Raw genomic sequence first — 22,092 nt, forward strand, 5'->3', positions numbered from 1 at the left:
AGCCAGCACGATGATTAGGATATAATAGAACGAATTACATGGAGTCGCCCAAGCCATATGATCACGACTACGGATAGTTAACAATGAATGCTAGATTGTCAGATCGGATCAAGATGATCCCTAAGCATATACAAGAAGAAGGTGTGGCGAATTTTTTTACCCGTCAAACAGTGGCTGCACTACTCACAATCCTGGCTGTGTTACTGACTCCATTGAAAAAAGGGACAGATAGGGATCCCTTTTATCAGCTCTTCGGTAAGTTTATAGCGTCTGTAAACGAGTCACCGAAACCGGAACTGCTTGAGATAGGTTCAAGAAATGTTACTGGCGTGGTTTGGCGAGATGCGTTTCATTCCTCTGTTTCATATACTGGACTGGATATTCATCAAGGCGATAACGTTGATGTGGTTGGAGACGTTCACGCACTCTCCTCACATCTTCCTACTGAACATTACGATGCCGTCTTTTCGATATCTGTATTTGAGCACCTGGCGATGCCATGGAAGGCGGTGATAGAAATCAATAAGACCCTGAAACCCGGGGGACTACTATATGTATCCACTCATCCAGCCATACCACCCCACGAAATGCCCTGGGACTTTTGGCGCTACTCCATCGAAACTTTCAAAACATTGCTAAATGAAAGAACCGGATTCCAAATAATTGAGTCCATTGAAGGGACACCAGGCCGAATCATCTCATTGTCCCGCGATCGCACCACATCCAAAGTACATCTGGCACCTATTAACCAGAGTATCGCTGTACTGGCACGAAAAACAGCATTACCAGATCCCGGATTATCCTGGGATATCCCTATCACTAACATACTCCAGACAGACTATCCGAGGCATCAGACGATTTAATAACCCTTACAGCTTGCTCTCTCAGCAACATCGCCGCCTTGGCCGAACTGCCTGCGCTATTCAGACCGTGTAAGTAGACAATTATTTCTAACACTCGAATCGAAGTCCGCTCACCAGAATCGAACCAGTATAGCAACTCACTAGGCAAGGATCGCTTGACCCATAGCCCCAATCTCTGTAAGTTTTGCCGCCTGCCTCAGGTGCCCGGCGCAAGCCGGGTTAAACGGGAAGCAGGTGAGATGCCTGCACTGCCCCCGCAACGGTAAACAGATGAGGTGTCACAACAAGCCACTGTGGCTAAGACCATGGGAAGGCGTGACATCGGTTTAATCCAATCTGTGAGTCCGGAGACCGGCCTGGGCGATTCGATGTGTTGCGGCGGGCGGCATGGGGATCGCCGACCACATCGGCTCCACCCGGCTCCCAACGCACGCGCTTTTTCATCCAAAGACGCGGGTGTGCGTCATCGGGAGCTTACGATGTATTTTTCAAAAAGAAGCCGGTTGATAACCACCGGTCTGTTACTCCTTCCCAGTCTACCGCTGTTTGCGGCCTCTGATCTGCCGACCATTGCCGTCAGTGCATCGCGCCACGACCAGGCGAGTATCGATACTCCGGCCAACATCACCGTCATCGATCGGGAGGAGATCGAACAGAGCGGTTCGCAAACAATACAACAGCTGCTGCAGTCCCGCAGCGGCATCCAGATCGACAGCCTCTACGGCGACGGCAGTAAAGCGGTCATCGACATGCGTGGCTTTGGTGCCACGGCCCAATCCAACACCCTGGTGCTGGTGGATGGCCGGCGCCTGAACAACACCGGCGACACCGCCGCCCCCGATCTCAACAGCATCGATATGCGGCGGGTGGAAAGAATCGAGATCGTCCAGGGCAGCGCCGGTGTGCTCTACGGCAACCAAGCGGTGGGGGGGATGGTGAATATCATCACCAGGCTAGCGAACACCTTCTCCACCAATGTCTCGCTGGGCGTTGGCAGCTACCAGGGCCGGGAAGGCTATGTCGACATCGAAGACCGCCTGGATAACGGCCTGGCCTACCGCTTCTCCGCCAAGCACCACGAGAGCGACAACTACAGGGACAACAACGAAACCGAGCGCAAGGACTACAATCTGCGACTCGACTACGACTACGCCAGCGGTGGCATCTTCTTCGAGCAACAGCGAACCGAAGAGTACCAACAGCTGCCTGGTGCGCTCTTCGCCGATGAGATGGCACTGGACCGCACCCAATCGGTCTCAGCCTACGACGGCGACTTCGCCGATGCCGAGACCGACGTCAGCCGCATCGGCCTGCAACAGAGTCTGGGCAGCCACTGGACCTTCGATGGAGAACTCACCTATCGCAAAGACGACCGGGAGTTCCAGACCAGCTTCCGCACCTTACCCGGCTCAATCAACACCCAGGATAGAACGGTGAAAGGCTTCAACCCACGCGTCATCGGGCAGTTTCCCATCGCCTCCGGCGAGATGCAGTTGACCGCGGGTGCCGATCTTGAGCGGACCGATTACAAGCTGATCACCAGCTTCGCCCCCACCATCCTGGATCAATCGGTGGACGCGATCTACGCCCAAATCACTATCCCCGCCAGCGAGAAACTCTCCATCACCGGCGGCCTGCGTCACTCGTCCATCGACAACCACATCGAGAGCTATCTCGGTATCGATCAGTTGGATGACAGTCAAACAGTTGGCTCCCTTGGTGCCAGCTTTCGCGCGACCGACGCCCTGCGCCTGTTTCTACGTGCAGACGAAAACTTCCGCTACGCCACGGTAGAAGAGCACACCAATCCCATCTTCGGCAATCCAACAGGATTGGAAAACCAGACCGGTATCTCCTATGAGGCCGGGGCCGAGTGGAACCGGGATGGCTTCAGCACCAAGCTGGCCCTCTTCCGCCTCGACCTGGAGAACGAGATCAGCTTCGACGCCAGTGGCTATAGCAACATCAACCTGGAGGACACCAGTCGCAAAGGGATCACCATGGAAGCCAACTGGAAAGTCGCCCCCGATTTCTCCCTGGGCGGCTCCCTCAGCTACACCGACCCCCGTATCAGCGACGGTCCCTACGACGGCAACCGCATCCCCCTGGTGGCGGCGAGGACCGGCAAACTTACCGGCGACTGGCGCATCTCATCCCAGTGGAACCTCTTTGCCGAAGGGATCTTCAGCAGCGAACGGGTGCTGGGGGGGGATTTCAGCAACAGCCATGAAGAACTGCCCGGCTATGGCATGTTGAATCTCGGCTCCCAATTCACCAGCGGACCCTGGCACATCGGCCTGCGGATCGATAATCTCCTGGACAGGGAGTACTCGAACTCGGGCTCGGTGGGGATGGACGCCAGTTTCGCCAACCGGGCCGCCTTCTTCCCGGCACCGGAGAGAAACCTGTGGCTGACCCTCAACTACCACTTCGGCTAGCCCATGCGGACTAGCGCGATCGCCATAATCCTGATGCTCTGCTCAGGCATGGCCATCGCCGCCGAGCCACCCCGGCGGGTGGTCTCGGTGAATCTCTGCAGTGATCAGTTGCTTTTGATGCTAGCCGACCCCCAACAGGTGGCGTCGGTCAGTTTTCTCTCCCGGGATCCCGACAGCTCCTTTGTTGCAGAGAAAGCCAAGGCCTATCCGATCAACCACGCCCGGGCGGAAGAGATCATCCGATTAAAACCCGATCTGATATTGATCACCCCCCATGACAATCCACGCCTGCGTACGACTCTCAAGCAACTGGGGTACCCGCTGCATCAACTCTCTATCGGCAACCGGCTCGACACTATCCATACAGACATCCGCCAACTGGCCGCCCGGCTCGGGCAGGTCTCCCGGGGCGAGTTGCTTATAAGAGAGATGCAACAACGTTTACACACCGGAGAAGACAAAAACCCTCAACCACCCGGCGCCCTCTTCCTGCAACCCCGCGGCTACACCAGCGGCACCGACACCCTGCAGGACGAAGCACTACGACTCGCCGGCTGGCACAACCTGGCCGCACAACATGGTGTGAAGGGTTACACCCCTGTCCCGCTGGAAGAGATCCTCCGCTGGCAACCCGGCACCCTCTTCACCTCTAGCTTCAGCGAGTCGGGGGACTCCCTGGCGGAGCGACAACTGCGCCACCCTGCCCTGAAGCGCCTGCTGGCGAAGCGGCCGATGGTGGAGATCCCCTTCAAGTACTGGATCTGCCCCGGCCCGATGCTGGCCGATGCGGTGGCCTTGTTGCGTCAGGCAAGAGAGGGCGTAGATCAATGAAGCCCAACAACCTCTCATTGTTATTGTTATCTCTATCCCCACTACCCCGTCATCCCGGCGAAGGCCGGGATCCAGAGGCTACCGGTACAGACTGGATCCCGGCATCCGCCGGGATGACGATGAGAAGGTGTTGGCAATGAACACCGCCATACAACAACACCGCCTGATCCACTCCCTCACCATCGGCAACCAGCCCCTGACGCAGGCGCTGCAAGAGAGCTTCAGCGACAAACCCGCCGTATCCAAAAAGCCCAACAACCCAGGCAAATACCCTGGACTGAACTTGTCACGGCACCCCGATCAGGTAAATAACCTTCTCGTATCCCTACCACCCCGTCATCCCGGCGGAGGCCGGGATCCAGAGGCTACTGGCACGGACTGGATCCCGGCCTCCGCCGGGATGACGATGAGAGGATGTTGGCAATGATCACCGCCTTCCCCTCCCTCACCACCGGCAGTCAACCCCTGCCTCTGATGCAGACACTGCTGGAGAGCTTCAGCGACAAGCCCACCGTATCCAGAGAGCCCAACAACCTCGGCAAATACCCTGGACTGAACTTGATACGGTACCCCGATCAGACAAACAACCTTCTCGCTACCCTACTACCCCGTCATCCCGGCGAAGGCCGGGATCCAGAGGCTACCGGCACTGACTGGATCCCGGCATGCGCCGGGATGACGATGAGAGGGTGTCGGATATGGACGATGAGCGGGAGTGGGCAATGATCGCCGCCGTGCGACAACACCGTCTGATCCTCTCCCTCGCGGTGGCCATCCTGATCACCGCCCTGTTCTCCCTCACCATCGGCAGCCAACCCCTGCCCCTGTTGCAGGCATTGCAGGAGAGCTTCGGCGACACGCCCGGCGTCTACAGCCTGATCCTCACAGAGCTGCGCATCCCGAGAACCCTGGTGGCCCTGCTGGCCGGGGCCTCCCTCGGTCTCTGCGGCGCGGTGATGCAGGCCCTGCTGCGCAATCCCCTGGCCAGCCCCGGCCTGGTGGGCAGCGCCAGCGGCGCCGCCCTGGGGGCGGTGATCACCCTCTACTTCGGCGTCGCCGGCCTGTTCGCATACGCACTCCCTTTAGGCGGAATGGCGGGGGCCCTGCTGGCGACCCTCACGGCCTATCTCCTGGCCGGGCGCGACGGCGGCACCCTCACCCTGATCCTGGCGGGGGTGGCGGTCAACGCCTTCGCCCTGGCCCTGGTCTCCCTGCTGCTCAACCTGGCCCCCAGCCCCTACGCGGTGCAGGAGATCGCCCTCTGGATGCTCGGCTCCCTGGCCAATGTGAGCCGTAACGAGCTGTGGATCTTGCTCCCCGGCACACTCCTGGGCTGGCTGTTGATCTGGCGCCAGGGCCGCCCCCTGGATCTCCTCACCCTGGGGGAGGAGACCGCCAGCTCCATGGGCGCCGATCTGCCGAATCTGCGAAAGCGTCTCTTTCTCGCCGTCGCCCTGGCGGTGGGCTCGGCCATCTCGGTCACAGGCGCCATCGGCTTTATCGGCCTGGTGGTGCCCCATCTGCTGCGCCCCCTGGTGGGCTACCAGCCGAGCCGGTTGCTGGTCCCCAGCGCCATGGGTGGGGCACTGCTGCTGATGCTGGCCGACATGGGGGTGCGCCTGCTGCCGGTGCAGGGCGAGATCAAGGTCGGCGTGGTCACCTCCCTCATCGGCGCACCCTTCTTCCTCTGGCTGATCCTGCACCACAGAAGGAGGGGGGTATGACACTGCTGAGCGGCAAGGGCCTCTGCGTCACCCGTGGGCAGCGGCCGATCCTCAAGGGGGTGGAGATCTCCCTGCAACAGGGTGAGATGCTGGGCCTGATCGGCCCCAATGGCGCGGGGAAAAGCACCCTGCTCCGCGTTCTCGCCGGGGTGATCGAAGCCGACGCCGGTGAACTCGGCATCGATGGCGAGGCAATCGAATCGATCCCCCAATCACAGCGGGCACAACGTATCGCCTATCTCCCCCAACTCAGCGAAATCGCCTGGCCCATGAGCGTGGAGCGGATCGTCGAGCTGGGACGCATCCCCCACCTTGAACCCTGGCAGGATCCGGGAGAAGAGGATCAAGAGATCATCGAGCGGGTAATCTGCCAGACCGATCTGCTGGCCTTCCGGGATCGCGCCTTCAACACCCTCTCCGGCGGAGAACAGGCCCGTGTCCTCCTCGCCCGCGCCATGGTCACCCAACCCGACATCCTGCTCGCGGACGAACCCGTCTCCGCCCTCGACCCCGCCCATCAACTCGATGTCATGAACCTGCTGCGCCAACACTGCGACAGCGGCCACTCGGTGATTGTCGTTCTGCATGATCTCAGTCTGGCGGCGCACTACTGCCATCGGTTGCAGCTTCTGCATCAGGGCACCACCCTGGTAGAGGGATCGGCGGAAGCGGTACTTAATGAGAAAAATCTGGCGGATGCCTATGACATTGCCCTGACCGAGGCCAATGGGAATGCGTTGAAGCCTGCCAGTTTGCCTTGGCGGCGGTTGCACAGACCAGATTAACGGATAGCCCCCCAGACCATTACCACACCAAAGGTATAGAGACCCTGTAGAACTGGAATTTTCTTCCTCTCGTTTTCAGTTTTGGCAGCTAACCGTGATAACCTGTGAACAACCATGGGAATCCTCTCTGGCAGGACGCTATTTCCAGCAAACCTGATCCGCGACTGCCATTTATCTCACGATTCCCTGACGGGGAAAGAGACGAGAATATTTTTCCACATAACACATTATTTGTGCCGTCCACATAATCCACTGTTATAAACAATTAATCGATAATGAATAACAAATTGATAGGAAGGTGGCGAATATTAAAGTCCGAAGAATGGGCTCCGGATATGATGGATATGGATCAACCCGCAAAGATAGAAATAGAGAATAATGGGTTTGGTTTTGTAAATTTCTGTGCTGTAGAAGCGGATATCGACTATCGAATATCAGATAATGAAAAAGATAAAATAGAGTTTTCCTTCAGTGGGCAAGACGATCGAGATCCAATTAGCGGAAGGGGCTGGGCAAAATTAGAAGGTGATAAACTAAAATTTCAACTATATTTTCACCGTGGCATGGAGTCGTGGTTTGAAGCTAAGAAAATTTAATCAGGTTATAACAAGCAAATCATGTCGCTCACTATCGTTCGCTCGGACGCTGTCGCTACCGCTCCAGCGCCGCATATCTAGTCGTTAACTTTTCAAAAGAGAGTGTCTATGGAATGCATTAACCACGAAGTACAAGCGAAAGGTATTTGTAATAATTGCGGCAAAGGTTTGTGTTCGGATTGCATTCAATTCACACCAAGTAATAAATTAAGTTGCTCTGAAGAATGCACCAGTGAAATTACAATTAGGGAAACTGTTGTTAGCCAAACATTGAATAAAACTAAAAATTCTGCTTTGTCTGGGGCATATGGATCTTATGTCTTAGGAGCAATATTTATTTGGTTTGGCTTTTATACAAAAATCAGTGAATTGCAATTATTTACAATAACGGTTGGTGTTGGAATGCTTGCTATGGGTGCTTTTTTTCACTATGCAGCAAAGTCTAAAAGCAAACAAAGTTAACCAGCTGCTTCAGTGGATGCTAGCTATCGCTCGCCCCACTGAGCCAGGTCGTTATGAGAAATAAGCATGAAGTTTCATCGTATCGGCGTAGCCAAGAGACTGATACTTGCTAAGAAATATGAGCAGGCTAAATTGCTACTGCGCTCACTTGCAACTAATAATGCTGAAGCTCAATTGATTCTTGGGTACTTGTATTATGGTGGTGATACAAAGACCACGGCAAAAGAATCTCATTACTGGCTCAAGAAAAGCGCACAAAATGGAAATGCTGAGGCTATAGCACTGCTCGCATCAACCAATTTCAAAAAAGGATTCTGGAGTAATGAGCCGCAAAGCCAAACGTCTTTATCAATGACCCTAAAAGCAGCCAATATGGGGTCGGCAGAAGCACAAAGAAGTCTAGCATGCGCTTACGCGCATGGTGATGTAGTACCGCAAGATGACATTAAAACCATGTACTGGGATGAAAAGGCAGCAAAACAAGGATTGGCTGAGTCCCAAAACGATCTAGCGCTAATGCTGCTACACGGCATGGGAGGTGTGGTTGATAAGGAAAATGCGATATATTGGTATAAAAAGTCGGCTAGCGAAGATCACAATGTTCCCTACGCTCAATGGGCCGCAGAAGCATTAGAACGAATATATAGAGGGGCGCCATATAAAGAACTGATTAACCTTAAGGAAGCCGAGTATTGGCGAAGTCGCGCACAGTATTTAAGCACCTTGGAATTTAGAGGGTACCCAGATTGGTTCTACAAATGAAATCACATAAAAAATAGTAACGTATATGGACTCCTCCTATTCAGCAATATATTTTCAGGAAAAACGAAATAGTTTAGTTCACGTATATCCGGTCTTTATTAATGGGAGCTACCCCTGACCTTAACGGCATCATTCACCGTTTGCCAGATACCTTATCGAGACAGTGGCTTCAAGAGCCTTCGTTACTACCAGGTTTTATCTGGCTGACTATTTTGTCAGTTTCCGTTCATACATTACCAAATCTAGGCCTACAACTGTGACCTCTTGAGATGAATGGGTGCTACTGCGCTACAGGCGCCTTATATTCATCACCGGTGATTAAAATAGACCAAGCCATTCTGACTATCTTATTAGCCAATGCCACAGCCGTATTGTTTACATGCTTTGTGGTGAGTTGCTGTCGTACCCAAGCACTCAGTCCATCTTCCTTACCCTGAACTCTATGCAGGGTAGACCGCGCCCCATGCACCAGCAAACAGCGAAGATACTTGTCGCCCCGTTTAGTGATTTTTCCTAATCGGTTTTTTCCACCACTACCGGAATGGGATGGTACCAAACCCAGGCTCGCGCTGGCATCTCGGCCTCGCCGGAAGGCACTACCATTACCTAATCGTGCATAGAGCATACTCGCAACTAGCCAGCCTACACCGGGTATTTTTTCGAGTCGCACACAAGCATCAATTTGTTTGGCATGACTAACCAGAATGGTCGTCGCCTGCTCAATGATTTTATCTAGGGCCAATAACTGGTTGTATAAATCCCACAAGCATGTTCTTGCAACTGATGTTAATTCATTCTCTGCATCTTCCAGGGCGGAAGGAATCTGATGGCGCAATCGATGTATGCCACGTGAGAAGTTAACCCCATATTCCATTGCGAATCCACGGATACGGTTACCTAACTGCGTTCTTTGTTTGATATACCCACTTCGCAATTTATGTTGCGTTGCCAGATCCTGTTGCTCCAGGGTACGTATTGAAACGAAGTAAACATGAGGATTTTTGGATACTTCATAAATAGCCACAGCATCGTTTTTGTCGCTCTTGTTGCCGGTACGATATTTAGCAACCAAATGGGGCGGAATCAATTGAGCCTTGTAGCCTAATTGCGTGAATCGTCTTCCCCAGTAATGGGCTGACCCACAGGCTTCCATGTAAATGCAGGCTCCTGGAAGTTGCATAACCAGTTTCACCAACTGCTTTGAATTCACGTCCTTATTGACTAATTGTTTACCAAATTTATTAAAAACAGCAACTTGGAATACATCTTTGGCGAGGTCTATGGTGATTGTGGTAGTATTTTTCATGGTATGGGCTCCGTTGGTTTTGGTCGACCTGTCACTTTAACGAGATTTCGACTTAAGGTGGAGGAGTCCATACCATTGAGACAGGGGGGCTTGTTAACGCAACTGTTGAGGCTGTCGGAAAACCCCATAATCCGATAAAATCACATAGACAATAACGGTGCATGGAGAAAGGAAGATGGCACGTTATAAGGATTACAACTACGATCAGATGAAAATGCTGCCCGTGTCCTATGAGAAACAAATCCTGCCGGGCAGTTTCGAATACTCCCTCTCCTACCTGATCGATAACGAGCTTGATATAAGCGCATTTGACCAACAGTATCAAAACGACAGCACAGGCCGGCCTGCCTATGATCCCAAACTGCTGTTAAAGATCATCATTCTTGCCTATTCCAAGGGCATTACCAGCAGCCGTCAGATCGAACGCCTATGTCGCGAGAATATCGTGTTCATGGCGCTGTCGGCAGACCTGCAACCCGACCACAGTACAGTAGCAGATTTCATCTCCCGCGCCCCTGATACGATAGCCGACCTGTTTGGACAAGTCGTATTGGTGTGTGATCGGTTAGGCCTGATCGGTAAAGAGATGTTCGCCGTTGATGGCTGCAAGCTGCCCTCAAACGCGTCCAAGAGCTGGAGCGGCACACATGCTGAACTGAAGAAGAAACGACAGAAGATCGATCGCGCGGTGCGACGCATGCTGCAACGCCATCGTGAGCAGGATACAGCGGAACAACAACCGGATATCTACGAGCGAGAGCAAGAGCAGATCAAAAAGCTGCGAGCAGCCTCACGTAAGATCAAACAGCACCTGGACACCGAGCCCGAGCGCAAGGGCACAAGCGGGAAGAGGGTCAAAAGCAACATCACCGACAACGAAAGCGCCAAGATGAAGACCAGCCACGGGGTTATCCAGGGCTACACCGGCGTTGCCGCCGCCGACAGTCTACACCAGGTGGTCGTGCACGCCGAAGCCTTTGGGCAAGGCCAGGAACATGGTCTGCTCAAGCCCGTAATAGAAGGGATCAGGGAGACCTTCAAAGAGAGCAGCCCCAAAGAAGAGAGGAAACTGCAAAAGACCAAGATCACTGCCGACTCGGGATACCACAACCGGGATACCCTGGAATACCTGGAAGCCGAAGGCATAGACGGCTATCTGGCGGACACCGGCTTTCGCGCCCGCGACCCCCGGTTCAAGGATCACAAGGCATCGAAAGAGAGAAACAAGCGTAAAGAGAAGGAACGGTTCAGCCAGAGCGAGTTTAAGGTTGACCGCAATAACGAGACTTGCCGGTGTCCTGCCGGAAAGGCAATGTGGCTAAAAGCCCGTCGGGCAAGAATCGGCCATCACCTGTTCATGCAGTTCCAGGGCTACGAACAAGACTGCGACAACTGCGGCTTGAGGAAACGCTGCCTGAGAAACGAGGCCCAGCATACACCAAGGCAGATCAATGTCACACTGGATATCACGCAGGAACAGAAGGCGGGAATCCTCGAACGGATGAAGCGTAAGATCGATAGCCCAAGAGGCCGCCATATCTACAGTCAACGATTAGGTACGGTTGAACCGGTGTTTGGCCATCTCACTGATGCCATTGGGATCAATCGGTTCAGCTATAGAGGCAAAAGGAAAGTTGACGGTCAATGGAAATTGATGATGATGTTACACAATATCCTGAAGATCCACCGGTATGGATGGGAATGGACTTAGAATCGAGAATGAAACAAAGTTTGGTGCAACAATTAAAGAAGTTGATTAATCAGTAAAACAATGAAAAAGCTTTGTCAAAAATTGATCATAGGGAAATCTATTTTCCGAAATCAGGTTTTTCGACAGGCTCGTTATGTGTCAAAAGGAATATAGAAAAATATGGAAGTAGGATTAAAGGTTAAGTTAAAAACATTCAACGGTGATAGCGACGCGCCAGAAAAGTGTAACCCATCAGAGAATTATTGGGCATTAATTGGCAAAACCGGAACAATAGTCAAACCAGAAAATGATCGTTCTAGGGTTCTTATGCAGTTCGATGACCAGGTTAGTGATTTTGGGTTACATTGTCACAACGACATACCAAATAGTCTGCTCATATTAACAAGCGACGTTGAAGTTATTTAAATGCAAACCAACATGACACATAACCAGGCCTTCCAGCGGTTTCAGACGCTAACGCGCCTGCTCCGCTGAAGGCAACGTTTTGTGTCTTCAGTTGCCAAATATAGTCTCATTCCAAACGCAGATGATGTGACACATGAACAAATCACCTTTAAGTAGTATATTGAAACTTGGCATGTCCATTCGTTATCTTTATATGGTGAAGGAAGGCGAGCCCATGTACGAAAAGAACGTAATACCTAATATAGATAAGGTGATCGATCTTTTAGAGAGTCTTGGTTTCGTAGAGAATAAGAGAGTCAAAACCTTATATGAAAAAATCAATACTCTAAAACAGGAGCTCAATAGTTCCCAAACAAACAATATAACAAGCGAACAGTCAAAAAATATTAATGACCTATTTGGGAGCTTAAGGGACACGGTATATTCGCACGGTGACAATATTGAAGTCTGTGCATGTGATCTCGCGATACCAGATAAAATAACTCTGCAATGGTTATTCTCTGCTTTGCGTACATTGTCTGTTGGTCAGGTCGTTGGGGCAGTGGGTTCTTTGGCCGCTATTGCAGGTGCCATCTTTGCTGCGGGTCATGAATGGAACGCGCTACCAAAGTGTGATGAGGTACAAGGCGCAAATGAAGCATACGAATGTGTAGTCATGCGCGACCCGCCGAATCCGCTTACAATTACGCCGCCAGCATCACTCCCAAAACCGGCACCAGCACTAGGTGGAGGCCCCGGCTCTCAAGATGAGGGTAATAACGGCAGTAATCCCCAACGTGGTAATTAAAAGATCAAAACATGTGCGAGTGGTGCATACACATAACAATGGGCTCCAAGGGAAGTCGGCGCTGCTTTTTGCTTCCGGTGAATTTGGCGTTATGCGTGAAAATAATGAAGCATAAAGCTACTCTATTCTCAATAATTTTTTGCATTTCCCCATGCTATAGCATTGAAATGCTGGAAGATTTCAATATTCATATGGCTAAAGATATGAGCAAGCTATACTGCACTGACATTAAATTCTCTCAATGTCTAGGGACCAATGAGCAGGACTGTTCTGTCCGCATGGAAAAATCAGTGGCTAAGTGTGATTACTCACCTCTTTAGCAGGAATTCAACCGTAAGGAAGAAGCAGGAGACGATTACGTTATTGACAGAAAAATACAATATAAGATAGGCGAGTGTGTAAATAGTGAGTTCCGAAAACATTTTAATGTTTCAGATTCACAATATGACCAATGCTTAGTTGATCATACTTTCCGGTTTAATGAAAAAATAAGGGCTGAGCGAGCGGTACTGGAAGAATGAAATTGCATAGCAAGCACATCATGTCGTTCGCTGCCGCTCACTGGGACGCTCCACTTCGTTGCGCGCCCCATATATAAACGTTATGCGCTTAATATTGGATGACACAGAGATAGAAAAATGGGTAAAAGCTTATATTGAAGCCCAGCTAGCTCATGGCCTAAATACAGATCACACAAAATGGTGGGCAGTTGAAAAGTTTATGGGTATTGGAGGCGGAGAAACAACTCCCGGAGATAGTTTAAAAGCAATTTTGAAAATTTTGGAACTTGATCCACCAGATAAATTAATAGGTGTTCTTGCAGCAGGCCCATTAGAAGATCTAATCGAAAATGCTGGTACAGAAGTCATTGATGAAATAGAAATATTAGCTAGGCAAAATCCAAGTTTCCGCTTTTTACTGGGTGGTGTTTGGGAGAGTGGCACAACTGAAGTGTGGAAGAGAATATTGGAATGTCGAGGTGAAGCATGGTGAAAGCGCATAACAATTCGTTCTTGTCGTCCCTTCGGGGCCGGGACGTCCGGTAAGCGCCTGCCCCAAAACTCGGCCGTTGGGCGTCATAAACAAGAATATGAATACATTCGTTATTTTACTAAGAGGCATTACACCTACTGGAAAAAACAAGGTTCTGATGGCACCGCTGCGTGCGGCTCTTACAAAAGCAGGACTAAAAGACGTGCAGACATATATACAAAGCGGCAATATTATCGCCCTATCCAGTCTCACTTTTAATCAGATTGAAAATCTTGTGTATGACGTTATCCACAAAAGTTTTGGCGGAGACATCGCCGTTCTAGCAAGATCACCAGGTCAGTTTTCTGAAATCTTGAAGTGCAATCCGTTCAAAGAAGAGGATGGAAAGAGACTTTATTTTTCGCTGCTTGCAACAGAGCCGGACAAGAAGCTTTTAAAAGAATTTCTATCTACAAATTTTTCGCCTGACCAGGTGCGGTATGTGGGAAACACGATATACACTTTATATGCAACCAAACATAGTGATTCAAAGTTCAACAATAATTATTTCGAGCGTAAACTGAAAGTCACTGCGACCACCAGGAATCTTAATACTATGACCAAACTCGTCTCCATAGCGTCTGCCCAACGAGGCGCTACAACCGACGCCAATAAACGGCGCGACTGAGCTTGGTCATTACAACCTGAAAAGGCAATGCTGAACCACACAACCAAGCAGATCATTTTGCTCATTTTTCTTTTGCTATCGAGCAATGTGTTGGCAAATGGCGTCGAAAGAAAATTCATAGCTGCAGATCTTATCGATGTGAACACCATCGATAGCTCAATCAAGGTAGATCTTGTTAACTCGGATCCCAGGAAAAACTTCTTTGAAGAAGATTTCTACGGCGGGCTGAATAAAGCTTATCTTAGAAGAAGCATTGCTGTTATGCTATCCAAGGCGCAAGACATACTAAAGAAAGCTCAACCAACTTATTCTCTTCAGGTGCTTGATGCTGCACGCCCAAGATCGGTCTCTCGTGCAATGTATGAAAAAATGCAAGGTACAGGTTTTGAAAGGTATGTTGCAAACCCGGATAAAGGCTCAATGCATAATTATGGTATCGCTGTAGATATCACAATCATTGATGAGAGAGGCAATCAACTGGATATGGGGCCCAGCCCTTTTTATAGGAGTCACGCCAAGATTTATTGGCAGTATTTTCTGAAACAGATAGGCATGGGTGTATCTGTAGATCAACAAGAGAATCGCCATCTATTGAAGCAAACAATGGTAAAGGCGGGCTTTTATCCACTATCTCATGAATGGTGGCATTTCAACGGTATGACGAAGAAAGATGCCAGAAGCACATATTCAATTATCGAGTAAGGCTATAACAAGCAAGGCAACTCGGACTCCAGTCCTGAGACGCCCAAGTGAACCAGCACCACCTTGCTATACGCGAGTATATGGTACGTAGGTAACAATGAGAATCGGGCGAATACCTGGCCCGTAACAGGAATCAGGAACAAGCGCTAGGAACCGCCACGGACCCGACCTCGCCGTTTATCAGGCCAGAGGCAGCCATGAGCGGCACTTTCACCGCGCCTGCCTACTTCGATAAATTGACACCCTCTATTCCTGGATGCGATTGGCCGACCACCTGGTAACAATCGTTATCATGTTTTTACGCCAGAAGATTGAGGGAAGTTCACCCTGAGTATTACCCTCGGTTTGGTTATTGAGCTAGCGTCTAATTTCAGGCTTACATGCCAATGAGAAGGGGTACCAGATTCGGTACCCTTTCACTCAACTCGTCTGTCTTTCCATTAATGCAGCGAGCCCGGAAACCCTAATCCCCGGATGCTCAACAATCGGCGCAGTCTTCGTAACCCTGAACCCCAGTGACTCGTAGAACTCAATCAACCACTGCTTCTCACACATCGCCACCAAGCTACAATTATCATACCCATTGACTTTTCCCTGGGCCATGGACTGCTTCATCAACTGGGTGGCGATCCCAAACTTTCTATATTCCGGCCTGACGGCAACCCCGCAGATATACCAGCTATCTTTCGCCTCCAGATATTTGAAGGGCGCTAGATAGTCACCTGGCTCAAATGGCGGCGGCATGGCGTCCACACACATATTCTCTTCTGTGAGAGGAAAAGACAACAGCATGCCTACAGGCCCATCGATCTCTGCAATACGACAGTTGCGATAGCTGTAGTCTCCTTCGCTGGAGGAATAGAGCTGGCTGCCGAAATCCAAAGGTGTGACATCTTCTTGTCGCTCACTCGCTTCCTGCCACTCAAGGCTCGCCACGCCGTCAGAAGAGAGCTCAATCATCTGCGCAATAAACGGACCGTCATCAGCCGTTGCTGATCGAATATTCAAAATCATTGGTTCTCTTCCTATGAGACATGGATTGTTTAATACCTGCTTTAACCGGGATCGCTTTGCGAGCTTTGATCCTGTTTATTTCATTGCCGTCAGACCTTGCAACTGCACGACATGCCTTACTGATGCTCTTGATGTGCCGGTGATCTGTCCCACAACAGCCACCCAGGATATTTAACTGTGGGTGCAACTTGATCAGATCACGATATTGCATACCAAGCTCCTCGGGATTACCTATATCCAGATCTGGGGCTTCGTCAAGCTCCTTATGGCTTCTGCAGGAGGCGTTGGCACGTATACCATGAATGCGCTCCACCCACGCCTCACCCTGAGGCAGGATAAAGTCAAAATGGGTGGGATGGGCACAATTGATCATATAGTACGCCGGTGCGCACCCGGTTTCCTTATCGATCTCCGTCAAGGTTTGTTTCAGACCCGTACCGCTCGGCAGACGACCGTCTGTTTCCAACGTAAACGAGATAGCCACTGGGATATCGTGCTTCATTGCAGATTTGACGATCCCGAGTGCCTCATTCATATGCGTCATGGTAATCGCCGTTACCTGGTCCGCTCCCGCTCTTTTAAATGCCTCAATCTGGAGATCGTGATAGCTTTCTGCTGCTTCAACTGTCAACTTATCGCCGGCGTCATAACCGTCACCTCTCGGACCAATGCATCCGCTAATCACCAGAGGATCGATAGAGTTTCTATTCTCCTCGGCCAACTGGCGCATCAAATAGACCGCATCTTCATTGACTGCCTTGATATCATCTTCTGTGTAGCCAATTTTCTCTCCCCAGTCAACACTGGCCCGCCAAGTAGGTGTTTCGAGAATAAACCCGAGTTGTTCTTCTATGGCGATTGAGAGATAGCGTTTGTAGTAGTCGGTCAGGGCCTGGCGACCTTTTGTGTTACGTAGCAAATCAAATGCTGCAAAATGGGGCAGATCAAAGCCATCGTGAAAAATTAGCGTCGTCTCTATGCCACCATCGGTCAAAAACAGACCCGATGCCAGTTGCGGTAGTCGAGCGTTTGTTCTGTTCATGGTTGGTCATCCTCTTTTAGTCTTGTAATATATTGTTGCAACAGATAATAGTTCTGCACTACTCCTGAGTATCAGACTAATGGAGACCATGCGCGGCGTGAATGACAGTTCGACCTGAATCATTAACCCATCGACCAGAATCCTGGAGGGACCATGCAGGACCCACTGTCGGATGTTATCCACGCAGCCAGCATCACAGGCGCTGTGTTCCTCAAAGCCAACTTTACTGCACCTTGGGCGATCTATTCCCAGGTGACACCGGAGGATTGCGCCCCTTTCCTTGACATCCCCGCCCATGTCATCGCCTATCACCTGGTCATAGAGGGCAGCCTGTTTGTGGAGATAGAGGGAAACTCACCCATCGAGGTCAGCACTGGAGAGATCATACTTCTACCCAAGAACAGCATGCATATTTTGTCCAGCAAACCAGGCGTATCGCCTACAGAAGCTGACGAGCTGATCATCCCAGCAGAAGGGGATCAATTGGCACAAATCAACTATGGTGGTGGAGGCGAGGCAACAACCATCTACTGTGGTTTTTTGGCCAGCGATATCTCCCGAAATCCCCTCTTCGACTCATTACCCGATTTTATAAAACTTGATATCACCCAAGATATAACCAAAGACTGGATAGAGGCTTCGGTTCAGCTTGCGGCTAAACAACTCATAAAGGGTGAACTTGCTTCATCTTCAATGATGTCACGCCTCTCGGAATTGCTGCTGACAGAAGCGGTCCGTACATATTCACAGCAGCGGTCTGACATAGATGGTTGGATCATGGGTTTAACCGACAAAAAAATTGGCAGAGCACTGGCCCTCATACACGGTCAGCTCAATGAGCCATGGAGCAACGATCTATTGGCAAATGAGGTCGCTATGTCCCGCAGCGCCTTTGTCGACAAATTCACCTCTCTTGTCGGCACACCACCGATACGCTATCTCATGCTCTCAAGACTCCAATCTGCAAAATCCCTGTTACAGGAAACCAACCAGACACTTGCCGAGATCTCACATCAGATTGGCTACGAATCGGCTGTCGCATTCAATCGCGCATTCAAACGGGAGGTCGGTATTCCACCCGCGCAGTGGCGAAGCCGTCATCGGCAACACACGCAATCCGGGTCGGAATAAAGAAACTCGAGTTAAATAGTTAGGGCCAGAGAACGACACCCTCTAAAAATAGAACTGACCGCTCTCTAACCCTCTATAGTTTGCTCGTTCACTATCTCTTTTTGAATGAATCCAAAATAGCTTTGATCTCACTGTACTGTTTGTCTGTAGGCGGAATATTCGAAGTGATGGTCAATTTTAAGGAATTGTCGTCTTTGAAGTGCCCTGCATATTCATGCGTGCCGATCATCGGGTTGGTGAAACGCGTACTCTCGAATCTGCTGCTGAGCTCATGCTTGGCACGCTTGCAACCAGGAATGACAGAGCAGCTGGTCTTTCCCTGATTCTTACCCAAGGATACATTCAATTTGTTTCCATAGGCATAGAGTGTCACATCCTGGGGGTTAGCCCCCATCTTGCGGCATTTCCAACCTTTTGGAATCGCAACGCTGAAAGCGCTTGTGGAGCAGTCGGCGGCATCCGCCGACCCACCGGCAGCTGCGGGCATGCCGGGCATACCCATTTTGGAGCCACCCTTCGAGCCCATCCCTGCGACACAATCGTGCTGATACCTATTCATAACCTGATCCTGCAACTCTATACTCTTATCCATTTCCGGATATTTCTTCGCCAACGCATCCATACAGGCCGATCTGGGGGGAACGCCGCATTTACACATGGCGTCTGCCACTTCATCAACAATATCCGAGCTGGCAATGCCGGGCAGTAATAGTGCACATAGGCTGAGCGTTATTGTCCTAATCATGACAGTTTCCCCTTAAAATGGATATTGAAGCGATAGTTATCTGTATCTGAGAGGCTAGGGCCTGTTAACACTAATTCAATGTTGTTGACCGCGCCAGTAATATTATCATGCGAGTTATTGATTATGCCATTCACTTGGTTAGCGTGACGGTTCGATCCATATAGAAAACAGGAGCACCCAATAGCATATACAAGACCAGGAACGAGTCTGGGTTGATCACACAAGGCAACTCTGTTTCAGCCTCAGGGTCTTTATCTGTCTATACTTTCCTGCTCTTGAATTGCTCGCACAACCCCAGGTATTCCTTAGTGCTATTCGGCATTGAAGTTCTCGCCCTGGTGATGTCTGCAATCAGCTCGACACCCTGTTCGAGCATGTAACGGGTATCGAATTCATCGAGGATTCCCTTGCCGGTTTCAACTTCCACTTGTTCGCCCGTATAACTGGTAATCGCCTCCCCCGCCACGACAAACTCAACCCAGGCGTCGAAGATGTCAGGGTCGGTTCTGAGGGTTTCACACTTGCGCCGCGCCATGCAGGCGTAGTGCCTGATCAGTGCCTCCATCTCCCCAGACCCCTGGTTGTTCCGCGCGCATCCGATCATGTGCTCGGCAACCTCATCGATATTACGCATGGTGAGGGCAATCTTGACGTAGCGTGACTGATAGAAATCCTCGATCGACATGACGAAAGCTTTGAATGGTTCTCCCCAAAGTTCGTTGATTCCGGCGCTACCATTACGGTGACGGACCAACTTGCCCAGCTCCAGCGCCTCCTGCAAGCACTCTCCGCAGGTGCGCATCAGGTCATTGTCGGTTTTTATATGCACACCGCTGGCTTCCAGCTCAACCAGCTGGTTGAAGATATCCGCCGCGCGATTGAACAACGCGCCTGCCAACATCGCGCCCCTGACCCGCTTTTTGGCGGGATCGCTTTCAGCCTGGTACTCCGCCCGGACCTTGTCCAGTAGGCGCCCAGGGATATTGATGCCGTGCTCCATGTGGTTGAACAGGCGGCGGGTGAGGGATTGGATCAGCAGTTTTTTATCAGTCAGGCTGTCCACCGGCGCATGGTAGCGCTTGATCCAGTAGCCGTCGTAGTAAATGCGCTCCACGCCGTTTATGACGCTCAGGCTGCCGTTTTGCGGAGTTTCGTCATTCATGCTGGTTATAAAAATAATCTTCTACAATAAAAATATAATAACGCAGGGGTGTAAAAATAATAGAATATTTCAATAGCATTTGTTGACCCGATGGAAATAAACAGGGCACAGACACCATTTATCTTCTACATAGCACATTGCCACTAACGCGCTGAAGCCAAGGGAGGCATGAACCATTACAATCGTTGCTAACATCACTATAGCCTTGGTGGCGGCGCTCCATTTATGCTTTCTTGTGCTCGAGATGTTCTTGTGGGATAGACCTGTAGGCCTGAAGATCTTCAATCAAACACTCAAGCAAGCTCAAACCTCTAAGGTACTGGCGGCAAATATGGGTCTGTACAATGGATTTCTTGCCGCGGGGCTAGTCTGGGGGCTTTCCCTAGGCAGCGCCGGCTTCGGAGTCCTGACTTTCTTTTTGTGCTGTGCGCTTACAGCCGGACTTTTCGGGGCGTTTACTGCCAGTCGAAAGATTCTCTATGTTCAGGCTTTGCCTGCGGCAGTGGGCTTGGTGCTGCTGTGGTTTCAGTAGTTATGCGCGAACAGAATCTGCTCTCTGACGAAAATTGTGGGATAGGATAAGGAGCAATTGGGGACACCAATTTTAACATTTAGAGTATGAGTCATTGCTTTTGAGATTCGGTAATATTATGTTCGATTCTATCTGATGTACGCCCCCCAGGAATAATCATGAAAAGAGTGCTCATTCTCCTGCTGTTCTTCAGCGCAAACCTCAACGCCACCAATGGCTATTTTTCCCACGGCATCGGCACTAAAAGCAAGAGCATGGCAGGGGCAGGGGTATCCCTTGGGGAGGATGCGGCGAGCGGCGCGTTGAATCCCGCCAATCTGGTATTGGTGGGTGGGCGATTGGAGTTGGGTGGTTCCTTGTTTCTGCCAGACCGGGGCTTTCGTGCCAATAACGACGCGACGGGACCTGTACAGATCGCCCCCATGACTTACGACAGCGAAAACAGTCTCTTTCTCATTCCCCAGTTCGCCTATAGCCGGCAGTTGGATGAAGACAGGGCGATCGGTGTCGCGCTTGTGATGAATGGACTGAATACGGAATATGATGACGAGATATTCAGATATTTCCAACGACCCGGCTGGGAGGCGACGTCCCCCACCGGCGTCGACCTCTATCAAATGGTACTGCATCTACCCTATTCCCACCGGGTCTCTGACAGACTGGCGCTTGGCATAGCACCGATCCTTGCGTTGCAGGCCTTCAGGGCGAAAGGATTGAACCCTTTTGGCGCGGTCTCCCTCTATCCGGACGACGTGACCAACAACGGTTTTGACTACTCTCGCGGCCTCGGACTCAGTCTCGGCGTCAACTTCCGGCCTGTGGATAGGATTGCCCTGGGGCTGAGTGTTCAGTCCAGACTGAGGATGAGTGAGTTCGATGACTACCGCGGGCTGTTCGCGGAACATGGCGATTTCGATATACCGGCAACATTCCAGGTGGGCGCGTCGTTTCGCCTCAGCGACGGTCTTGAGCTGGCGCTTGATTACCAGCGCATCTACTACAGCAACATCGCCTCAGTCGGTAATCCAAACGATATCCCATTGATGACCCCGATCCTGGGTGCCGATGACGGAATCGGTGGTGGTTGGCGGGATGCGAGGGTGTTCAAGGCCGGCATCCGCTGGCAGTACGACCCCCAAACCGTGCTGCGGGCAGGTTACAGCCACGGCAACCAGATCATTCCCCCAAACCAAGCGTTGCTTAATATCCTGGCGCCAGCCGTGGGACGGGATCACTACACCGTCGGTTTCTCCCGACAGCTCTCGAAGGAGCATGAGGTGAGTCTGTCGCTGATGTATTCACCCAGGGAAGAGCTCAAGGGCACCAATCCGAATACCAGCGGTCAGACAGGCACGCTCTATATGGAGCAGACAGAGCTTGAGATAAGCTATGCATGGATATTCTGAGAGGCAGCGACGGGTAACTGGCAGAAGA

24 protein-coding genes and 1 riboswitch are annotated in these 22,092 nt (G+C 51.0%); of the genes, 18 read left to right on the forward strand and 6 right to left on the reverse strand.

From position 1 onward, the window contains the following. Nucleotides 1-83: 83 nt before the first annotated feature. The 3 genes from R2K28_RS19250 (at nt 84) to R2K28_RS19260 (ending at nt 4,132) form a co-directional block, all read left to right on the forward strand. Complete coding sequence (locus R2K28_RS19250) at nt 84-863, forward strand: class I SAM-dependent methyltransferase (protein WP_316367015.1); 780 nt, start codon at nt 84-86, stop codon at nt 861-863. Between the two features lie 181 nt (nt 864-1,044). Next, nucleotides 1,045-1,237: riboswitch (cobalamin riboswitch) on the forward strand. A 105-nt stretch (nt 1,238-1,342) separates the two neighbouring features. After that, a complete protein-coding gene (locus R2K28_RS19255) occupies nt 1,343-3,301 on the forward strand; it encodes a TonB-dependent receptor (protein WP_316367017.1) in 1,959 nt (652 codons plus the stop codon). 3 nt (nt 3,302-3,304) lie between these two features. Next, nucleotides 3,305-4,132, forward strand: a complete 828-nt coding sequence (locus R2K28_RS19260) for an ABC transporter substrate-binding protein (protein ID WP_316367018.1) — start codon at nt 3,305-3,307, stop codon at nt 4,130-4,132. 49 nt (nt 4,133-4,181) lie between these two features. Here R2K28_RS19260 and R2K28_RS19265 read toward each other — a convergent pair whose 3' ends face one another. Continuing rightward, the gene (locus R2K28_RS19265; protein WP_316367020.1) at nt 4,182-4,346 is read right to left on the reverse strand and encodes a hypothetical protein; all 165 of its coding nucleotides are present in this window, start codon (nt 4,344-4,346) and stop codon (nt 4,182-4,184) included. A 209-nt stretch (nt 4,347-4,555) separates the two neighbouring features. On the opposite strand from R2K28_RS19265, the gene R2K28_RS19270 reads away from it, so the two are divergent. The 6 genes from R2K28_RS19270 (at nt 4,556) to R2K28_RS19295 (ending at nt 8,461) form a co-directional block, all read left to right on the forward strand. Further along, nucleotides 4,556-4,858 carry a hypothetical protein gene (locus R2K28_RS19270; protein ID WP_316367022.1) on the forward strand — a complete coding sequence of 101 codons (303 nt, stop codon included), beginning with the start codon at nt 4,556-4,558 and terminating at the stop codon, nt 4,856-4,858. Further along, nucleotides 4,855-5,856: a FecCD family ABC transporter permease gene (locus tag R2K28_RS19275; RefSeq protein WP_316367023.1), complete on the forward strand. Its 1,002-nt coding sequence runs from the start codon at nt 4,855-4,857 to the stop codon at nt 5,854-5,856. The genes R2K28_RS19270 and R2K28_RS19275 overlap by 4 nt, the downstream gene beginning before the upstream one ends. After that, nucleotides 5,853-6,641 carry an ABC transporter ATP-binding protein gene (locus R2K28_RS19280; RefSeq protein ID WP_316367025.1) on the forward strand — a complete coding sequence of 263 codons (789 nt, stop codon included), beginning with the start codon at nt 5,853-5,855 and terminating at the stop codon, nt 6,639-6,641. Before R2K28_RS19275 ends, R2K28_RS19280 begins: the two co-directional genes overlap by 4 nt. A gap of 344 nt (nt 6,642-6,985) precedes the next feature. Then, entirely contained in the window at nt 6,986-7,237 is a 252-nt protein-coding gene (locus R2K28_RS19285) for a hypothetical protein (protein ID WP_316367027.1), read from the forward strand. 108 nt (nt 7,238-7,345) lie between these two features. After that, nucleotides 7,346-7,699 carry a hypothetical protein gene (locus R2K28_RS19290; RefSeq protein WP_316367029.1) on the forward strand — a complete coding sequence of 118 codons (354 nt, stop codon included), beginning with the start codon at nt 7,346-7,348 and terminating at the stop codon, nt 7,697-7,699. A gap of 66 nt (nt 7,700-7,765) precedes the next feature. Then, nucleotides 7,766-8,461, forward strand: a complete 696-nt coding sequence (locus R2K28_RS19295; protein WP_316367032.1) for a tetratricopeptide repeat protein — start codon at nt 7,766-7,768, stop codon at nt 8,459-8,461. A 280-nt stretch (nt 8,462-8,741) separates the two neighbouring features. Here R2K28_RS19295 and R2K28_RS19300 read toward each other — a convergent pair whose 3' ends face one another. Next, nucleotides 8,742-9,767: an IS110 family transposase gene (locus R2K28_RS19300; RefSeq protein WP_316367035.1), complete on the reverse strand. Its 1,026-nt coding sequence runs from the start codon at nt 9,765-9,767 to the stop codon at nt 8,742-8,744. 175 nt (nt 9,768-9,942) lie between these two features. Here R2K28_RS19300 and R2K28_RS19305 point away from each other — a divergent pair, with 175 nt between their 5' ends. The 6 genes from R2K28_RS19305 to R2K28_RS19330 all read left to right on the forward strand — a co-directional run bounded on the left by R2K28_RS19305 (nt 9,943) and on the right by R2K28_RS19330 (nt 15,032). Beyond that, complete coding sequence (locus R2K28_RS19305) at nt 9,943-11,478, forward strand: IS1182 family transposase (RefSeq protein ID WP_316365261.1); 1,536 nt, start codon at nt 9,943-9,945, stop codon at nt 11,476-11,478. A gap of 159 nt (nt 11,479-11,637) precedes the next feature. Next, the gene (locus R2K28_RS19310; protein WP_316367037.1) at nt 11,638-11,883 is read left to right on the forward strand and encodes a hypothetical protein; all 246 of its coding nucleotides are present in this window, start codon (nt 11,638-11,640) and stop codon (nt 11,881-11,883) included. Between the two features lie 133 nt (nt 11,884-12,016). Beyond that, nucleotides 12,017-12,670, forward strand: coding sequence for a hypothetical protein (locus tag R2K28_RS19315; protein ID WP_316367040.1), 654 nt, complete (start codon nt 12,017-12,019; stop codon nt 12,668-12,670). Between the two features lie 615 nt (nt 12,671-13,285). Next, on the forward strand, nt 13,286-13,663 hold the full coding sequence (locus R2K28_RS19320; protein ID WP_316367042.1) for a DUF6869 domain-containing protein: 378 nt from the start codon (nt 13,286-13,288) through the stop codon (nt 13,661-13,663). A 157-nt stretch (nt 13,664-13,820) separates the two neighbouring features. After that, nucleotides 13,821-14,330 carry a DUF1697 domain-containing protein gene (locus R2K28_RS19325; RefSeq protein ID WP_316367043.1) on the forward strand — a complete coding sequence of 170 codons (510 nt, stop codon included), beginning with the start codon at nt 13,821-13,823 and terminating at the stop codon, nt 14,328-14,330. 27 nt (nt 14,331-14,357) lie between these two features. Further along, nucleotides 14,358-15,032 carry a M15 family metallopeptidase gene (locus tag R2K28_RS19330; RefSeq protein WP_316367045.1) on the forward strand — a complete coding sequence of 225 codons (675 nt, stop codon included), beginning with the start codon at nt 14,358-14,360 and terminating at the stop codon, nt 15,030-15,032. 420 nt (nt 15,033-15,452) lie between these two features. On the opposite strand, the gene R2K28_RS19335 is transcribed toward R2K28_RS19330, so the two are convergent. Next, nucleotides 15,453-16,040 carry a GNAT family N-acetyltransferase gene (locus R2K28_RS19335; protein ID WP_316367047.1) on the reverse strand — a complete coding sequence of 196 codons (588 nt, stop codon included), beginning with the start codon at nt 16,038-16,040 and terminating at the stop codon, nt 15,453-15,455. Next, the gene (locus R2K28_RS19340) at nt 16,015-17,088 is read right to left on the reverse strand and encodes a homocysteine S-methyltransferase family protein (RefSeq protein ID WP_316367048.1); all 1,074 of its coding nucleotides are present in this window, start codon (nt 17,086-17,088) and stop codon (nt 16,015-16,017) included. Before R2K28_RS19340 ends, R2K28_RS19335 begins: the two co-directional genes overlap by 26 nt. A gap of 153 nt (nt 17,089-17,241) precedes the next feature. Here R2K28_RS19340 and R2K28_RS19345 point away from each other — a divergent pair, with 153 nt between their 5' ends. Further along, nucleotides 17,242-18,219, forward strand: coding sequence for an AraC family transcriptional regulator (locus tag R2K28_RS19345; RefSeq protein ID WP_316367050.1), 978 nt, complete (start codon nt 17,242-17,244; stop codon nt 18,217-18,219). A 91-nt stretch (nt 18,220-18,310) separates the two neighbouring features. Here the strand turns inward: R2K28_RS19345 and R2K28_RS19350 are convergent, their stop codons facing one another. Further along, complete coding sequence (locus tag R2K28_RS19350) at nt 18,311-18,964, reverse strand: hypothetical protein (protein ID WP_316367052.1); 654 nt, start codon at nt 18,962-18,964, stop codon at nt 18,311-18,313. Between the two features lie 259 nt (nt 18,965-19,223). Next, entirely contained in the window at nt 19,224-20,126 is a 903-nt protein-coding gene (locus tag R2K28_RS19355) for a hypothetical protein (protein ID WP_316367054.1), read from the reverse strand. A gap of 250 nt (nt 20,127-20,376) precedes the next feature. On the opposite strand from R2K28_RS19355, the gene R2K28_RS19360 reads away from it, so the two are divergent. Both R2K28_RS19360 and R2K28_RS19365 read left to right on the forward strand, forming a co-directional pair. Beyond that, complete coding sequence (locus R2K28_RS19360) at nt 20,377-20,658, forward strand: DUF1304 domain-containing protein (protein ID WP_442871409.1); 282 nt, start codon at nt 20,377-20,379, stop codon at nt 20,656-20,658. Between the two features lie 158 nt (nt 20,659-20,816). Beyond that, complete coding sequence (locus R2K28_RS19365) at nt 20,817-22,064, forward strand: OmpP1/FadL family transporter (RefSeq protein WP_316367056.1); 1,248 nt, start codon at nt 20,817-20,819, stop codon at nt 22,062-22,064. Nucleotides 22,065-22,092 lie beyond the last annotated feature (28 nt).

Origin of the sequence: Candidatus Thiodiazotropha sp. CDECU1, assembly GCF_963455295.1 — a bacterium.
Classification (GTDB): domain Bacteria; phylum Pseudomonadota; class Gammaproteobacteria; order Chromatiales; family Chromatiaceae; genus Thiodiazotropha.

Coding starts and splice junctions, on each gene's coding strand:
- R2K28_RS19355 (WP_316367054.1), bottom strand. CDS start 20,126: ATGAATGACGAAACTCCGCAAAACGGCAGCCTGAGCGTCATAAACGGC.
- R2K28_RS19285 (WP_316367027.1), top strand. CDS start 6,986: ATGGATCAACCCGCAAAGATAGAAATAGAGAATAATGGGTTTGGTTTT.
- R2K28_RS19340 (WP_316367048.1), bottom strand. CDS start 17,088: ATGAACAGAACAAACGCTCGACTACCGCAACTGGCATCGGGTCTGTTT.
- R2K28_RS19290 (WP_316367029.1), top strand. CDS start 7,346: ATGGAATGCATTAACCACGAAGTACAAGCGAAAGGTATTTGTAATAAT.
- R2K28_RS19315 (WP_316367040.1), top strand. CDS start 12,017: ATGAACAAATCACCTTTAAGTAGTATATTGAAACTTGGCATGTCCATT.
- R2K28_RS19300 (WP_316367035.1), bottom strand. CDS start 9,767: ATGAAAAATACTACCACAATCACCATAGACCTCGCCAAAGATGTATTC.
- R2K28_RS19330 (WP_316367045.1), top strand. CDS start 14,358: ATGCTGAACCACACAACCAAGCAGATCATTTTGCTCATTTTTCTTTTG.
- R2K28_RS19325 (WP_316367043.1), top strand. CDS start 13,821: ATGGCACCGCTGCGTGCGGCTCTTACAAAAGCAGGACTAAAAGACGTG.
- R2K28_RS19260 (WP_316367018.1), top strand. CDS start 3,305: ATGCGGACTAGCGCGATCGCCATAATCCTGATGCTCTGCTCAGGCATG.
- R2K28_RS19305 (WP_316365261.1), top strand. CDS start 9,943: ATGGCACGTTATAAGGATTACAACTACGATCAGATGAAAATGCTGCCC.
- R2K28_RS19350 (WP_316367052.1), bottom strand. CDS start 18,964: ATGATTAGGACAATAACGCTCAGCCTATGTGCACTATTACTGCCCGGC.
- R2K28_RS19345 (WP_316367050.1), top strand. CDS start 17,242: ATGCAGGACCCACTGTCGGATGTTATCCACGCAGCCAGCATCACAGGC.
- R2K28_RS19280 (WP_316367025.1), top strand. CDS start 5,853: ATGACACTGCTGAGCGGCAAGGGCCTCTGCGTCACCCGTGGGCAGCGG.
- R2K28_RS19275 (WP_316367023.1), top strand. CDS start 4,855: ATGATCGCCGCCGTGCGACAACACCGTCTGATCCTCTCCCTCGCGGTG.
- R2K28_RS19365 (WP_316367056.1), top strand. CDS start 20,817: ATGAAAAGAGTGCTCATTCTCCTGCTGTTCTTCAGCGCAAACCTCAAC.
- R2K28_RS19295 (WP_316367032.1), top strand. CDS start 7,766: ATGAAGTTTCATCGTATCGGCGTAGCCAAGAGACTGATACTTGCTAAG.
- R2K28_RS19250 (WP_316367015.1), top strand. CDS start 84: ATGAATGCTAGATTGTCAGATCGGATCAAGATGATCCCTAAGCATATA.
- R2K28_RS19310 (WP_316367037.1), top strand. CDS start 11,638: ATGGAAGTAGGATTAAAGGTTAAGTTAAAAACATTCAACGGTGATAGC.
- R2K28_RS19255 (WP_316367017.1), top strand. CDS start 1,343: ATGTATTTTTCAAAAAGAAGCCGGTTGATAACCACCGGTCTGTTACTC.
- R2K28_RS19270 (WP_316367022.1), top strand. CDS start 4,556: ATGATCACCGCCTTCCCCTCCCTCACCACCGGCAGTCAACCCCTGCCT.